Source organism: Oceanobacillus sp. CAU 1775, assembly GCF_054482815.1.
This window is the reverse complement of record NZ_JBTLRO010000010.1, coordinates 81,800-96,822: the sequence shown is the minus strand read 5'-3', so window position 1 is coordinate 96,822 and position 15,023 is coordinate 81,800. Positions and strand designations below refer to the sequence as shown.

The window sequence follows — 15,023 nt, the reverse complement described above, 5'->3', positions numbered from 1 at the left end:
CGTCTAACTGTAAATAAATCCCAAATGGATGGAGCCACCTTTAATAGGGTATTTAGTTTTTTGGCTCTTTTAGAAAAAAGTTAGTAACTGAAAATTCAAACTATATTAATGCAACACTAGTGATTTTAAATGTATTTTTTCCCTCATCCCCGAGAAATATACTAGATTTGAGTTTTATTATTCATACGGCATTCCAACAAATCCAATTCATTCAGTTCTATGTTATTGTTTCGTTTGTTTATTAGACTCCCTTTATTATTAGTGGCCCTCTTTTTCCACGTTAATCCAACTTCTCCGTGAAATTCATAAACTACCAATATTGAAATTGAGCTTTTGTTACCTCCATTTACCTTTGTATATTCTGTCCGTGATATTAATTCTGGATTAGTGCCTTTTTTTCAAGTTTCTAATTTTACGATTAGTTGGTGGAAATGCTTATGATGAAGCTGTTTAAGGATAATCTTTTTTGCTCATTTGTTTAGTATGCGCTATATATTTTGTTTTTGGTGTAGTATACTTTTAATCACATACCAATTTCATGAATGGAGTTGATAGCATGGTTAATAAAGACATACTAAAAAATGTTGAATTTATATATGGTTACATAAGGCGTTCCCGTCAGGATATACAGCGGGAAAGAAGGGTTGAGGAGGATACCTTAGCACAGCAAAGAGATTTAATCACTGGTCTGTTAAAAGATCACTATGACCACATAGCGTGGAGACTGTATGAGGAGTTAGGTAGCGGTGCTGACGAAATTGAAAGTCGTCCTATATTTAAAGGTATAATAACTGAAATTGAAGATGGATTTGAACGTGGCACAGTAGCCTTTTGTGTGAAGGAAATTAGTAGGCTAGGTAGAGGCAGTTACACTCAAATGGGATTTTTACTAGATTTACTACAACAGAAAGAAATCCATGTAATCACTCCTATGAAAATATACAATCCTAATAGCGAGGATGATTTAAGATATTTGAAATTTAATATGTTTATGGCGAATCAGGAATACGACATGATTAAAAGTCGCATGGTCAACGCGCGTTTGTCATATGCAAAAGCCGGAAAATGGATGACCGGCGGGGGCGGAATTCCAGACGGGTATAAGTTTAATCCTAAAACGCAAAAATTGGAAATTGATGAGGACAGGGCATGGGTTATACGAAGAATATTCGATTTATATGTCAACGAAAGAATTGGCTATAACGGTATAAGTACAATTCTTGGTCGTGAAGGTATTTTAACTGCAACAGGAAAACAATATTGGAAACCCATGCATCTAAGATCAGTCCTCCGAAACCCCGTATATAAAGGGGTTGTAAGTTTTAATAATACGAAGGTAATAGTTGTAAACGGTAAAAAGAAAAAGGTAAAAAGAAATCCAGAGGAAGTAGTTTGGGTGCCAAATGCACATCCCGCAATTATCGATGAGGAGACCCTTGATAAGGCTGAGTTAATCATGCAAGAAAATAGACAGAGCCCTAAGGTTAGATTGGACTTTGAACCACAACCGTTGGCAGGGCTAATAGTTTGTTCTTCATGTGAGAATAAAATGCAAAGACAATACAGTACGCAAAAGTACAAAAAGAAAAATGGGGATATATCCACCTACCATAAGGAATTTATGATATGCCTTGGATGTAAAGTGTATATGAAATACAGAGCAATTGAGGAAGAAATACTAAGAATCTTAGAAGAAGATTTTATTGAAGTGAAGGAAGATGTTCTTCGCTCCCGTTTAGAGGAACTTATTGATATTGAGAATATCAGACAACGAAAACAGTTAGACCCTTCTGACCGAATGGAACTTCTTGAAAGTAAAATTAAAAAACTAAATGCTAAAATGAAGAATCTTATTAATATGAAAGCGGAAGACGATATAACCGAGGAAGAATATAGGGAGAATCGTAAAGATATTTTGGAAGAAATTGAAGACACCAATAGACAGATTGACTTTTTCCGTAAAGAAACCCAAAAAGAACAGATTGAAGAATTAGATATAGAAAGTATTCAGGAAGGCTTTAAAAGTGTCCTCCATCTATACAAACACGGTGAACTTGCTAGAGGTGAAAAGAATGAACTTTTACGGGGGATTTTTGACTACGTGATCCTAGAAAAAACAGGAAAAGGAAAGTTTAACTTACATTCCTATTTGAAACCAAGTATGTTATTAAATACATCTACTCTTCATTAGTTAGGGGAGTTTTTTTCTTTTGTCTTGTAATGTTATCTGGTATCAATGCATATATTTTAGTAGTGATGATGTAACAACCAATTCACAGGCGATTGCTAATACCAACGAACCAGCTTACGGAACATTATTAACTTCTAATGTTCTACAAACAGGAAGTACGGTTTCTTTAGGTTCTCTATTCTCACCATTAATTGAGCCTGAAATTATGTTTCTATTAACGGAGGATCTTTCACCTGGAGCAGACGAATTAGAGATTCTACAAAAGAGTAAAATTGCTGCTGGTATTGAAATACCTGATGCACGTTATATTGACTGGTTCCCCAACTTTTCATTAGCAGACTTGCTTTGTGATAATACGGCGACTGGTTTGATTGTAGTTTCTAATCCTATTAGCGTTCCTACTCTTCAAGAGTTTGAAACAATTGAAATGGAACTTTACCATAATGGAGAAAAAATTAGCGAAGGAGTTTCTTCTGCAGTGCTAGGAAATCCAGTTTTAGCTGTAAAATGGCTCTCTCAGAAGCTTGCAGACAACAATAAAACACTGAAAAAAGGTATGGTTATTTCATCCGGAACATTTATTTCTCCATTACCAGCTAAAGAAGGAACATATAAAGTAACTTATTCTGATGTCGGTGAGGCTGAGGTTACTTTTACTGCTTAACTTCAAATGAATGCTTATATGTTTTGAAAGTGGGTCAATATTTCATGTCTCTTAAAAATATCTCAGATGTTTTAATAGCTAAATACAAGGAATCTATTAAAAATAACCATCCTTTTATCGTTGGAATTGATGGATTAGGCGGAGCTGGTAAAACTACGATCACAACCAAGCTTAAAGAGTCCTTAAAAACTATTGGAATGAATGTAATGACTATCCATCTCGATGAGCACATTGTTGTGTCTGATAAGCGATATAAAACGGAATTTGAAGAGTGGTATGAATACTATTTTCTACAATGGGATATTAATTTGTTACAGACAGAACTTTTCCAAGCTCTATCTAGTGGCGCAAGAATAATTGAATTACCTTTTTATGATAAAGCAAATGACAAGATATCTTTGAAAAATATTGAAATAACACATCCATCAATTGTTCTAGTAGAAGGAATCTTTATTCAAAGACATGAGTGGAGAGAGTATTTAGATATTATTATATTTGTAGATTGTCCTGATAAAGAGAGGGAAGAAAGAGTGTTGGACCGCGATCAATATATTGGAGATTATCAAAAGCGATTAGCTAAATATAAACGAAGATATTGGCCGGCTGAAGAATACTATATAAAAGTGGAAAATCCCAAAGCGAACGCAGATATAATATATTCATAAACAAGAGGGAGACAAAACTCAAATAGTTTTGTCTCCCTTCTAATATACTATTAATCCCCTATCCTAATTCTCTTTCCAACTCGGTCTAAAGTTCCCAAAATACTCATTGCAGCTAAATAACTTGTTTTAGGATTTTCCGGAAGTGGGTTGTTCGTAATCGATACAGTTGCTTCTCCAAAGTCACCTACTAATTTAATCTGGTGGATGTTTTTATCAATCGAAGGATCAGCTACAAGACGCATTCTTGTTTTTTCAGTACCAATACCAGCTAAAGAAAGCACGATTGAAACGTTCACATTTTTTGGAAATTCTTTAATAGCGTCCGCTGCTTTTCCATCAAACATAACTTTTTCTTCCGTAATTTCCTCATTTGTTAATGAGGCAGCTGGCTTTCTTGTCGTAAGAGTAACACTCGTAAGACTTCCAAGTGCATTGGTATTCTGAACTAAATCTAGACCTCCAATACCTCCTGAAGGTAGATACACTTCATTATTATGTTCTGTTGCTAAACGATTAAGCTCAGCTAGCAGGCTCTCGTCAACTAGCGCTCCAATACTAATTAGAATGGCATCTTTCTTTTTTACAACCTCAGGTATTACTTCTCTCACCGTTTCCACATTCGCAGCCTCGGCTACAATGTCTATTCCTGAATCAAGGAACTTATCAACATCCGTATATAGCTTTACATCATACTTCGATTCTAGCTCTTGATACTTCTCCTTATTTCTTACTAAAATACTTTTAATACTTAAACGATTATGTTTCTCACCATTTATTTGGTTTAATAAAAATTTTCCGATTGCTCCTGAACCAATTAATCCAATATTCATTGTTAACTTCCTCCTAAATAATGATTAACTTCGCTACCATTGTATCACTAGATGAAGGAGTTCTTATCTTTTTTCCCTTACATATAATTGAGTAAGTGAATCCTTTCGAGAAGGAGGTACTAGAATATGTCCAAATTAGTGATAACTATCATATCTTTCATAGCCTTCGCTGTATTACTTATTCTCATCTTGTATTTGGCGCTTACAACTGGATAAACAAACGTTTGATTTTTACTTTTAGACTAATCATGTAAATCTTCCTGGTTAGTCTATTATTATTTCTTCGATTCCGAAAAGCACATCATAGGCACCTGCTGATTCATTGGAACAGATTGCTAGTATGAAAGAGTTTTCCGGATAATAAACAGAATGAAAACTTACACCAGGATCATAGCCCATCACATGGTATTTCGAAATACGACCTGCTTTTTTATCCATCCAAACTCCATACCCATAATACTCATCTTCATCCTCTGCTTGTACATGAGCAGACAGCAATTCTTTCGTAGATGCTTCACTCAGTAATTCGTACTTTAAGAGTGCTTCCCATAGTTTCACCATACCCTCAGCAGTTACAAATGCCCCACCATCTGATCCACCCTTTACAGGTAAAGAATATATATTTGATTTCCACTCGCCATTCGGTAGATCAATATAACCGAGTGCTGTTTTTTCTGGTAATTTATCCATTTCAAAATAACCAGAAGCTGTCATTCCAGCTTTCTTAAAAATATTTTCTTCCACATATGTTGTAAACGGCTGTCCGCTCGCTTCCTCCACAATCAAACCAAGTAGAATATAACCTGCATTATTGTAATAGAATTTTTCACCTGGTTGGAATTTCATTGGTTCATTCTGAAACATTGGTAAGAAATCTTGCAATCTTCTAATCTGATACATCGGATACTTCACCCAAAGTTCTTCAAAGTCATCCATTTCTTCTTCATCAAAATAATCGGGAACGCCGGATGTATGTGTTAAAAGATGATGAACAGTTATCTCTTTAGAGAACTTCGGAAAACTCTCCTTCAGACAATCTTGCAATTTCGTAGCAAATGAAAGCTTTCCTGCTTCAACCAACTGACAGATTGCGATGGCAGTAAATAACTTACAGCCTGAAGCAATACCAAACCTCGTCTGATTCGTGTTATTAATCTTTTCGGAACGATTAGCATAACCATAGCTTTCTTGTAATAAAGTATCTTCACTGCCCTTTACAAAAACACTCCCTGAAAATTGAATTTCTTCACCAATTTCATCTACCTTTTTCTTTAACTTACCTTCCATCACATCACCCCTATAGATATTTTTATATAACTTTTTATAATTTACTAAAGTCTTTAACTAGTGGAACGTCTTCAATTGGACGTGCCCGATATACAACAAATGACAAAGCAACTGCAACAAGCGTAATCAAGAAAATAATAAAGTAAACGAGCTCTACTCCCGCAACCATTGCTTGATTTATTGCAGCTTCATTCGTCGGATTCTCAACACCAGCTAAGTAACTCGCTTGTCTAGAATTGAGAATACTGATAAATACCGAAACCCCTATTGCACCACTTAATGGCTGCAAGGTTGACATCACTGCTGTACCATGCGGATAGAGCCGTTTAGGTAGCTGATTGAGCCCGTTTGTTTCGGCTGGCATCATTATTGCTGAAACACTAAGCATAATGAGGATGAAGCCCAGAATGATCACCCAAGGCTCGGTTTCTGCAGTAATTCGACTAAACATAAACATTGTCCCAGCAAGAACAATTGTCGCAGGAATCATCATTACCCGTGGTCCTACTTTATCGAATAAAGCTCCCATAAATGGACTCATAATACCATTTAAAATACTACCTGGTAAAAGCAACATCCCTGCTACTGCAGGCGCTAATCCCATTGGACCCTGCATGAACACTGGCAAAATAAGTTCGGATGCAAACATTGTCATCACAATAATGATGAACATGATAACAGCATGTGAAAACATTGGGAGCTTAAATACACGTAAGTCCATTAGAGGTTCATCGAGTTTGAACTGTCTTACAGAAAATAAAACGACTCCAACTACACCGATAATTATAAAAGCTAGTACGCTTGGCGTTAAAAATCCTGCTTCACTTTCACCAACAGAACTAAATCCATAGATTATTGTTCCAAAGCCAATGGTTGAGAATATAATTGATAACCAATCGATTTTTGGTTTGGTAACTTCGGAAACATTGATCAAATATTTCATCCCAAATAAAATGGAAAAAACCGCAAAAGGGATCACAGAGATAAATAGGAATCTCCAACCTAAATAGTCTACAATTACTCCCGATAATGTTGGCCCTATTGCTGGGGCAAACATAATTACAAGTCCTACAATTCCCATGATTTTTCCACGTCTATGTGGTGGATAAATTAATAAAAATACATTGAAAATAATCGGCATAAGCAGTCCCGTACCGACAGCTTGAATAAAACGTCCAACTAATAAAATTGCAAAGGATGGAGCAGCTGCTGCAATTATTGTACCTACCGTGAAGGTTACCATTGTTCCAATAAACATTTGTCTCGTTGTAAACCATTGCATGAACAAAGGGGATATTGGAATCACGATCCCCATGACTAACATAAACCCTGTAGCCACCCATTGCACTGTCGACAGAGTTATACTAAACTCTTCCATTAATGTTGTCAGTGCAATATTTAGAAGCGTTTCATTCAAAACTGCAAAAAATGCTCCTATAATCAATGCCATCATAATCGGTAATGTTTTTACATTAGGGTCTTCCGATAAGAACTCATATTTAGTTTTAGTCATTCTCTTTACTCCATCCAGTTAATTAATGAACTGCTTTTTATTACACTCTTAGTGAACCACGAAAACCTCTCGCTCCATAATAGGAGTCTGCGCCATTATGATAGACAAACACATGACCATAACGGTAATCGCAAAATATCGCGCCGCCACGCTCCCTGATATCACTCGGCGTCTGTACCCAGCTAGAAGTTTTTTGATCAACGACTTCAATCTCTTGTAATGCTCGGTACTCCTCTTCTGTTAACATTTCAATACCCATCTCTTTTGCCAGATCCATTGCACTGTTTTCAGGTTTGTGTTTTTTTCTTGATTCGAGTGCTTCGCGATCATAGCAAATACTTCTTCGACCTTTGGGACTTTCTTTCGAGCAATCAAAGAAAATAAACACATCCTTTTCTTCATCGTATCCTACGACATCAGGTTCTCCCTCTGTTTTTTCCATTTGATAGAGAGATTCTAGCTTTTCCGGGTTATTTTCAAGCCTCACTTGAACCTCTTCCCAAGCTAACCCTTGATGACGATGCATATTCTTTTCAAAACGCTCTTTTAATGTTTGAAGTAGTAATTCATGTTCTTCCTTTTTCAGTTCTTTAGACATTTTCATTCTCCAATCTTTTTCGTTGAGTAAATTATACATATGATTCTCATTACATTTCAATTAAATCTTTCAAAATAGTGAATATAATTTAATTACTTAGGGTAGTAGGTAAAGTATTGTAAAGCTAACAAATTATCTACTCTAGTAGAATTCAACACAGGCTTTTTATCCAGTATTGTTAATGTTATCTCTAAATTAGTCCTGTATATTTACCAATGAAGATAAAGGGGTTAGGCACTTCGTACATATGTGAAAACGCAATTAACATACTAAAATATTTATTTTATATATGGTCATACTACTTTATATCGAATTATAAATATATCTCTTAATAAATATACTCTTCACTATTTCTGTGCGAATAACCGAGAAAAGGAGAAGAATTATGGCAAAAGAAGAAAACAAGAAGAAAAAGTTTCAACTGCCACATATTTATGTCATTCTATTTACATTTAGTGCATTGGCAGCGCTTGCAACATATTTTATACCAGCAGGTGAATTCGAAAGGGTTCCTGGTCCAGATGGAAGGGAAACAGTTGACCCTAATTCATTTACAGTAGTTGATTCTGATCCTATTGGGATTTTGGATTTCTTAACTGTTATACCACGAGGACTGATTGATGCTGGAGAGATTGTGTTCTTCACATTCATCGTCGGTGGAATGTTTATGGTATTACGAACGACAGGTATTATTGAGATCGTTGTAGACCGTTTAGCTAACCAATTTGCTAATCGTAGTCTTCTAATCATTCCTATTTTAACTACAGTTTTCGCAGTAGTAGCTACTTTAATCGGAACGCCTGAATTATCATTGGTATACATCCCGGTAATTCTGCCGTTAATGATTGCACTCGGTTATGACTCGCTCGTTGCAGCGGGAATTGCATTGATGGGAACGGTTATTGGATTTACAGCTGGTGTTTTAAATCCGATAAACGTTGGATTATCGCAGAAAATTGTAGGGATTCCTGTATTCTCAGGGATTGGCCTGAGAATTCTCTTGTTCGTCATTGTACTATCTGTAGGTATCTTTTTCTTGATGCGCTATGCAAGTAAGGTAAAGCAAGATCCTGCTAAATTTAGTCATGTATACGAAGATGACCAGGAAAAAAGAGAACTTTATAAAAGTAAAGAAGATGTAGAAGTAAGAGTAATGAACACAAGACAGAAATATGCTTCTGTTGCAGCACTTTTATTCTTTGTTGCACTTGTTTACGGTGTATTAAATCTTGGTTGGTTCATGGTCGAGATGGCTGGATTATTCATCTTTATGGGAATTGTCGTAGGAAAAATTTCTGGACTTAATGCTACAGAGATTTCTGAAGCATTTACAAAAGGATTCCGTGACGTTCTAATGGGGGCAATTATTATCGGACTTGCTCGTTCGGTAGCTGTTGTTCTTGAAGACGGACGCATCATGGATACGATTGTAAATACATTAGGTTCGATGGTTGGAGAATTACCTTCTGTCTTGGGTGCTGTTGGTATGTTCTTGGCACAACTTACGATTAACTTTATTATTCCATCAGGAAGTGGACAAGCGCTAGTAACAATGCCAATCATGGGACCACTAGCAGACATTATTGGTGTTACGAGACAAACTGCAGTACTTGCTTTCCAAGTTGGTGATGGATTTGCACATATTTTATTCCCTACTTCAGGGTACTTTATGGCTGCACTCGTAATTGCAGGAGTTTCTTGGCAAAAATGGATGAAATTCTATTGGCCAGTATTTCTAGTCTTCACAGCAATTGGAGTCGCCTTCCTAATCTTTGCCCAAATGACACAGTGGACAGGTTGATTTTAACTAAAATATAAAATAAGTTCCCCAGTAAGTATAGCTCGCCTATCATACTGGGGAACTTTTTTATATAAATCGCTATGTTGAATTTTATGGTTATTAAGAGGAAAGACCCGCTTCGGAAATATACTACGCTTTCCGCGGGCGGCTGGTGAGCCTCCTCGCGCGCTTTGCGCACTGTGGGGTCTCACCGTTGCCTTCCATCCCGCTGGAGTCTTCGTATATTTCCGAAGCTCAATTTAGTTTTCTTATATATTGAAGGACTAATCTCAACGGCATGCTTTATTAAAACCCTATTTTAAAAAATAAAGAGCACAAATTTTGACCGGTGTATCTTGGTATGTGAAACTTAAGGTATTGATTGCAGATGGGTGATGGAGCTATTTACCTCTCTCTGCCAAGAAAAAGGAGCTTTTTGTATGGGATGGATATACGTTTTCTGGGCTGCAGTAATAGAAGTTGTCTGGGTGCTTGGATTGAAGTATTCGGATAATTTTTGGATGTGGACTGGAACGATAATTGCTATTATATTTAGCTTTTACTTTGTCATAAGAGCATGCGAAGTCTTGCCCTCAGGATCTGTGTATGCAACATTTACTGGTTCCGGTGCAGCTGCCATTGCAATTATCGACTTTACATTTTTAGGAGTAGCTTTCACACCTGCTAAAGGTGCGTTTATACTGCTTGTAATCATTGGAGTCGTCGGAATTCAATTAACAACCGGAACTAAAAATCCCGAAGTGAACGAGCAAAAATTATTGAAGGAAGGTGAAAAGTAGATGGCTTGGATCTATCTTTTTATCGCAAGTTTTGGAGAAATCTTTGGTGTTGCAAGTATTAATATGTATTTGAAAAAGAGATCTTTCAGCTGGCTACTTGCACTTATCGCCTTCTTTTCCGCTGGTTTTTATTTTCTCGCTTTAGCAATGGAAGAGATTCCACTTGGTACTGCTTATGCAGTTTGGACAGGACTTGGAGCAACAGGAGCAGTTATTATGGGTGTCTTGTTTTTCAAAGAATCAATGAACATTTTGCGTCTACTTTTCTTAACTTGTATTATATGTGGAGCCGTTGGGCTAAGAATTGTTTCTTAACAAAGAACGAAAATAGAACAAAGGCGCAAGCGCCCGTTCAGCGACGTACAAACTGGAGTACTTCGTAATGAGATAAAGGAAACACGACGAGGTACGAGTCGATGTTGACTTATCGATTGGAGGAGTGCGAAGTTTGATAGTCGTTGGGCGCTGGAGCCGGACGTGGCTATCCCTGTCAAAAGGAGAGATCCACAAAGTTCAAATTTTATAGTTTTCTATGCCATGAAAAAAAGCTTAGAGATTTTTAATCTTTAAGCTTTTTTGTTTGGATATATTTAATTATGATTAACTAAAACTTTTAATTTGGTTTGTAGTAAGTCCTTCAATTAACTCCAACTCACTAATCATGAACTCTTGTGCATCACTTAACATTTTCTTTTCACTCGTGTTAAGTCCTTCTTGCTTTTTCATAAAAATTAAATCACGGACCACTTCTACGCAATCTTCTAATTTACCCGTTTTGATTTTTTCCATATTGACTTTATATCTTTGTTTCCACGGGAGTAAATTACTCGAGTCCTCAGTATTAAAAACACTTTTAATTTGGGTCATGGCATCAAGGTTAGTAACAGGACGAATTCTTAACATCTTCATATTAGCCGAAGGGACCATTACTTGCATATTACCGATTAACATCTTGATCACATAATACTCTTGTTCTTTCCCTCGAACTTCCTTTTCTTCAATACCTTCAATTATACCTGCTCCATGCATTGGATAGACAATATTATCACCAACTTGAAACAAATAATCCACCTCCGTATTTGATACCACTTAACCTTACCATATAAATATAAAATAATCAAATTTTTAATTTTATCATATGCATTGTATAGTCGTCAACCATTTTAATGGTAAAAATTCAAAAAGAAAAAGTCATCAAATGATGACCTTGTATAAACGCGTTTAGACCGCTATTTTTACTTCTTTCTTCGATTACTTTAAATCTTCATTTACCTTATATCCTATAGCCCAAAAAGAAAAAACAAAGAAAAATACTAGTGCTACACTAAATACATGAATAACGGATTCTAGTTCGTAAAAATCCCTTACTGTCGTTATTGTATTAACTAGCAAATAAGAAGAGAACTCCAAATCCCATAAAAGAGATTCCAAGAATCCTATAGCCATACCGAGAATATTTAACACAAGTATAAAACCTACTACGAAACTAGCAACCAAATTTTTCAGAGTCATTGTAAAGCATAAAATCACAATTGCGAAAGCCCAGTGGAGTAGAAACTGTCCGAGAATTAATTTAATAAAATAGTCTAAGTCGCCAAGCGCTGTATTTTCAAAAAAGATAGCTCTTCCAATCAAATCAGATACAAGCAATACAATAAACATGAGCATCGTAAATAATCCCAGAATTAGAATCTTTGAAAGAACACTGTAAACTCGTGCATTTTTCATTGAACTATAATTTTTGTAGAAACCAGCATTATATTCACTCATATATAAATAAACGCTGAAAACCATGATATACATCATCACCCAAGATGGAGTTTGTGAAAGCATCGATTGAATAAATTCACTTTCGTTCATTGCGCTAGGCAGGATTACTCCCTGTACAGGTTGTTCATATTGCTTGATCATAAAGATCCCAAAAATTTGAAAAGCCATAAACACTAATAAAAGAATATACATCATTTTATTCGTAACAAATCGACTGAACTCCATTTTAAGAAGATTTAACAAGAGGATCACCTGCTTTTCCAGTTCGCTTTAAAAAATACTGCTCCAAGCTTTGTTTATTCTTCTGAATGGAATGAACTGCTAACTTTTTTTCAACGAGCATGTTAATGATTTCTTTGCTTTCCACATGCTTATCATAAATATGAATGAATTGATCATTTAAAACTTTGTAATTTAGGATACCTAACTCCCGCTCTAAAATTGGTGTCACAAGTTTTGCTTCATCAACCTCCAATTCAATTCTTTCTTCGCATTGTATTAATAATTCTTCCTTTGAAATAACTTCTAGAATTTCACCATTATTGATAATTGCATACCTCGTCGCCACTTTCGATAATTCTTCAAGGATATGACTAGAAATCAATATCGTGATTCCCATCTTATTTAAGTCTAGGATTAATTCCCTAATCTCAGAAATTCCTTGTGGATCAAGGCCATTGATCGGTTCATCCAAAATCAATACATCTGGACTTCCCATTAATGCAGCAGCAATGCCAAGTCTCTGCTTCATTCCCATGGAATAATCCTTTACCTTCGAATGATTTTTACTATCTAAACCTACCCGTTCAAGCATTTCATTAATATGCTTCTTACGATCCTTTATTCCATATGAAATAGCAATCAAATCCAAATTTTTGTAAGCAGTATAGGCAGGGAAAAATCCTGGACTTTCAATCAATAATCCCATCCGTTCAAAATAAGCATGATTTCCTTTTACAGCATCATCAAATAGGCGAATTTCACCAGATGTGGGATGAACTAACCCGCCAATCATCTTTAATAACGTGGATTTCCCAGCACCATTCCTCCCAATCAAACCAAAGATTTCACCCTTTGTAATGGTAATATCTGCTTTATATACCGCCCTGTTTTCCTTAAATTGTTTCGTTAATTGTTTTACTTCAATAATTTTATTCGCCATAGAATTCCCTCCTCTCATTTTTTAGATTATAGGAAAATAGTTAAAACATCGCTTAGCAAATATAAAGAAAGTTCAAAGAACATTTATGTACTCAATTTAAAGCCAATTCCCCAAACGGTATCAATATATGGTTCTTCTGTATGGGCCCTAATTTTATTGCGGATATTGCTGATATGTACCGTAATCGTTTTATCTTCACCGAGATAGGTTTCGTTCCAAGCCAGCTCGTATATATCCTGTTTTGTAAAAACACGACTCGGATTTTTTAAAAGAAGTTCAATTATTTTATATTCTTGTCTTGTTAGACTTAAAGCATGTCCTTTTAACATGACACGCATCGTTTCTGTTTCTAATATTAAATCCTTGTGTCTGTATGAAGTGGTTTCTTCACTTTTTGAATTTCTTTTAATATGAACGTTCACTCTCGCAAGCAATTCTTTTCCTTCAAAAGGCTTTGTAATATAGTCATCCGCACCGAGCTCGAATAAGTTCAATTTATGATCAAGTTTCTCTTTTGCTGACAACACAATTACTGGAGTTTGATCGTTCCTTTCCTTTCTTAATTTCTTCATAAAATCTTCACCCGAAAGACCTGGGAGCATAAGGTCTAAAATGATGAGTGCATATTTTCCTTGTTGTACATGCATCATCCCCTCACTGCCAGAGTAAGCCTGTGTGCATTTGAAGCCCTCTTTATTTAAGATGTCGTAAACGATTGTATTAATATGCTCATCGTCTTCAACAATTAGAATTTTCAATGGTTGTGTCTCCGTTTGCATATGTATTCTCCTTTTAGACTTTTGGAAAGCTTAATGTTATACAAAAAAGATTATCCTTTAATTCACCCTTAACCTCGCCATTCATTTTTTCTGTTAATGACTTTACAATAGAAAGGCCAAGTCCCGAAGATTGAGCCGTTCTTGAAAGGTCTTCTTTATAAAATCTAGTAAATATTTTATTATAGTCGAGTTGACTATTGGTTTTGAGTTTATTTGTAAAATGGATGTGAATATTTCCTTCGTCTTCTTCGTCCGCGATATGTAACTCCCCTACGCCATGAACAAAATAATTTTTGATAATATTTTCAAAAACTCTTTCCAATCCAATTCGATTCGCTGCTATTTCAATTATGGATTCTCTTACTTTAAGATTCGGCTCCATTTCTATTTGAGCAAAGTCATCTATAAATGAAAAAAGCGATTTCTTCAATACATTCACGATTGCTAATGGTTCGATCTCTAATGAATAATCTGGATTCTGTAGTTTTGTATATAAAAAGAGCTCATCAACAAGTGTATTAATCTGTTTTATTCGAGATTCTGCAAGCTCTATGTATTTCGCTTTTACCGTTTGTTCTTCAGTACCTTTTGCTAACTGAAGATAACCATCAAGCGACGTGATAGGTGTACGAATATCATGAGAAAGGCTTACAATGGTTGTGTTGATTTCTTCACTTTTTTGAATAAAGTCTCGATTAAGTTCTCTCTTTTGCTGAAGCATGGCATTGCATAAATCAATTAGCCGAGAAAGCTCTTTTGGTTTGATTTGCGTTTGAATAAATTTCAAGGAATCGTTCTTAAAAACAAAAGCTAACTGATCTCCAACATCCTTTATTTGTCGTTTATAATAAAGTATATAAATCAATTGAAGAATGAGTAGTCTAGATAATAAAATGACAATAACTAACATGGAGTATCTCCTCCTTAGGTTTAATTTATGAAGCCCTTGCCATATTCACAATATAACATAATAAAAAATAATGT

Annotated in this window: 15 protein-coding genes; 6 read left to right on the top strand and 9 right to left on the bottom strand. The window is 35.6% G+C overall.

Annotation, left to right across the window (positions count from 1 at the left end; translation table 11 throughout):
- The first annotated feature begins 556 nt into the window (after positions 1–556).
- From ACXYMZ_RS14885 to ACXYMZ_RS14875, 3 genes are read left to right on the top strand one after another with little or no spacing between them, the layout of a single operon-like run.
- On the top strand, positions 557–2,191 hold the full coding sequence (locus ACXYMZ_RS14885; RefSeq protein WP_458949191.1) for a recombinase family protein: 1,635 nt from the start codon (positions 557–559) through the stop codon (positions 2,189–2,191).
- A 19-nt stretch (positions 2,192–2,210) separates the two neighbouring features.
- Positions 2,211–2,855, top strand: a complete 645-nt coding sequence (locus ACXYMZ_RS14880; RefSeq protein ID WP_458949190.1) for a 2-keto-4-pentenoate hydratase — start codon at positions 2,211–2,213, stop codon at positions 2,853–2,855.
- A gap of 44 nt (positions 2,856–2,899) precedes the next feature.
- Positions 2,900–3,520, top strand: a complete 621-nt coding sequence (locus tag ACXYMZ_RS14875; RefSeq protein ID WP_458949189.1) for a kinase — start codon at positions 2,900–2,902, stop codon at positions 3,518–3,520.
- Positions 3,521–3,570: 50 nt separating this feature from the next.
- Here the strand turns inward: ACXYMZ_RS14875 and nadX are convergent, their stop codons facing one another.
- The 4 genes from nadX to ACXYMZ_RS14855 form a co-directional block, all read right to left on the bottom strand.
- Positions 3,571–4,350 (bottom strand): aspartate dehydrogenase, encoded by a 780-nt coding sequence (gene nadX, locus ACXYMZ_RS14870; RefSeq protein WP_458949188.1) that lies wholly within the window; start codon positions 4,348–4,350, stop codon positions 3,571–3,573.
- Positions 4,351–4,614: 264 nt separating this feature from the next.
- The gene (locus ACXYMZ_RS14865) at positions 4,615–5,637 is read right to left on the bottom strand and encodes a serine hydrolase domain-containing protein (RefSeq protein WP_458949187.1); all 1,023 of its coding nucleotides are present in this window, start codon (positions 5,635–5,637) and stop codon (positions 4,615–4,617) included.
- A gap of 34 nt (positions 5,638–5,671) precedes the next feature.
- Positions 5,672–7,150, bottom strand: coding sequence for an MDR family MFS transporter (locus ACXYMZ_RS14860; protein ID WP_458949186.1), 1,479 nt, complete (start codon positions 7,148–7,150; stop codon positions 5,672–5,674).
- 40 nt (positions 7,151–7,190) lie between these two features.
- Positions 7,191–7,754: a DUF4256 domain-containing protein gene (locus ACXYMZ_RS14855; RefSeq protein ID WP_458949194.1), complete on the bottom strand. Its 564-nt coding sequence runs from the start codon at positions 7,752–7,754 to the stop codon at positions 7,191–7,193.
- A 379-nt stretch (positions 7,755–8,133) separates the two neighbouring features.
- Between ACXYMZ_RS14855 and ACXYMZ_RS14850 the strand changes: the two genes are divergently transcribed.
- The 3 genes from ACXYMZ_RS14850 (at position 8,134) to ACXYMZ_RS14840 (ending at position 10,643) form a co-directional block, all read left to right on the top strand.
- Positions 8,134–9,549, top strand: a complete 1,416-nt coding sequence (locus ACXYMZ_RS14850) for a YfcC family protein (protein ID WP_458949185.1) — start codon at positions 8,134–8,136, stop codon at positions 9,547–9,549.
- A gap of 419 nt (positions 9,550–9,968) precedes the next feature.
- Positions 9,969–10,328 (top strand): DMT family transporter, encoded by a 360-nt coding sequence (locus ACXYMZ_RS14845; protein WP_458949184.1) that lies wholly within the window; start codon positions 9,969–9,971, stop codon positions 10,326–10,328.
- On the top strand, positions 10,329–10,643 hold the full coding sequence (locus ACXYMZ_RS14840; protein WP_458949183.1) for a DMT family transporter: 315 nt from the start codon (positions 10,329–10,331) through the stop codon (positions 10,641–10,643).
- A gap of 285 nt (positions 10,644–10,928) precedes the next feature.
- On the opposite strand, the gene ACXYMZ_RS14835 is transcribed toward ACXYMZ_RS14840, so the two are convergent.
- From ACXYMZ_RS14835 to ACXYMZ_RS14815, 5 genes are all read right to left on the bottom strand, one after another.
- A complete protein-coding gene (locus tag ACXYMZ_RS14835) occupies positions 10,929–11,390 on the bottom strand; it encodes a CarD family transcriptional regulator (RefSeq protein ID WP_458949182.1) in 462 nt (153 codons plus the stop codon).
- A 189-nt stretch (positions 11,391–11,579) separates the two neighbouring features.
- Positions 11,580–12,323 (bottom strand): hypothetical protein, encoded by a 744-nt coding sequence (locus ACXYMZ_RS14830; protein ID WP_458949181.1) that lies wholly within the window; start codon positions 12,321–12,323, stop codon positions 11,580–11,582.
- A 1-nt stretch (position 12,324) separates the two neighbouring features.
- Entirely contained in the window at positions 12,325–13,260 is a 936-nt protein-coding gene (locus ACXYMZ_RS14825) for an ABC transporter ATP-binding protein (protein ID WP_458949180.1), read from the bottom strand.
- 83 nt (positions 13,261–13,343) lie between these two features.
- A complete protein-coding gene (locus ACXYMZ_RS14820; protein ID WP_458949179.1) occupies positions 13,344–14,039 on the bottom strand; it encodes a response regulator transcription factor in 696 nt (231 codons plus the stop codon).
- Between the two features lie 13 nt (positions 14,040–14,052).
- The gene (locus ACXYMZ_RS14815) at positions 14,053–14,949 is read right to left on the bottom strand and encodes a sensor histidine kinase (RefSeq protein ID WP_458949178.1); all 897 of its coding nucleotides are present in this window, start codon (positions 14,947–14,949) and stop codon (positions 14,053–14,055) included.
- Positions 14,950–15,023 lie beyond the last annotated feature (74 nt).

Bases quoted from the DNA above. Each gene is read 5' to 3' on its own strand.
- ACXYMZ_RS14820 (WP_458949179.1), bottom strand. From the start codon at position 14,039: ATGCAAACGGAGACACAACCATTGAAAATTCTAATTGTTGAAGACGAT.
- ACXYMZ_RS14850 (WP_458949185.1), top strand. From the start codon at position 8,134: ATGGCAAAAGAAGAAAACAAGAAGAAAAAGTTTCAACTGCCACATATT.
- ACXYMZ_RS14860 (WP_458949186.1), bottom strand. From the start codon at position 7,150: ATGACTAAAACTAAATATGAGTTCTTATCGGAAGACCCTAATGTAAAA.
- ACXYMZ_RS14845 (WP_458949184.1), top strand. From the start codon at position 9,969: ATGGGATGGATATACGTTTTCTGGGCTGCAGTAATAGAAGTTGTCTGG.
- ACXYMZ_RS14885 (WP_458949191.1), top strand. From the start codon at position 557: ATGGTTAATAAAGACATACTAAAAAATGTTGAATTTATATATGGTTAC.
- ACXYMZ_RS14830 (WP_458949181.1), bottom strand. From the start codon at position 12,323: ATGGAGTTCAGTCGATTTGTTACGAATAAAATGATGTATATTCTTTTA.
- ACXYMZ_RS14875 (WP_458949189.1), top strand. From the start codon at position 2,900: ATGTCTCTTAAAAATATCTCAGATGTTTTAATAGCTAAATACAAGGAA.
- ACXYMZ_RS14825 (WP_458949180.1), bottom strand. From the start codon at position 13,260: ATGGCGAATAAAATTATTGAAGTAAAACAATTAACGAAACAATTTAAG.
- ACXYMZ_RS14855 (WP_458949194.1), bottom strand. From the start codon at position 7,754: ATGAAAATGTCTAAAGAACTGAAAAAGGAAGAACATGAATTACTACTT.
- ACXYMZ_RS14815 (WP_458949178.1), bottom strand. From the start codon at position 14,949: ATGTTAGTTATTGTCATTTTATTATCTAGACTACTCATTCTTCAATTG.
- nadX (WP_458949188.1), bottom strand. From the start codon at position 4,350: ATGAATATTGGATTAATTGGTTCAGGAGCAATCGGAAAATTTTTATTA.
- ACXYMZ_RS14865 (WP_458949187.1), bottom strand. From the start codon at position 5,637: ATGGAAGGTAAGTTAAAGAAAAAGGTAGATGAAATTGGTGAAGAAATT.
- ACXYMZ_RS14840 (WP_458949183.1), top strand. From the start codon at position 10,329: ATGGCTTGGATCTATCTTTTTATCGCAAGTTTTGGAGAAATCTTTGGT.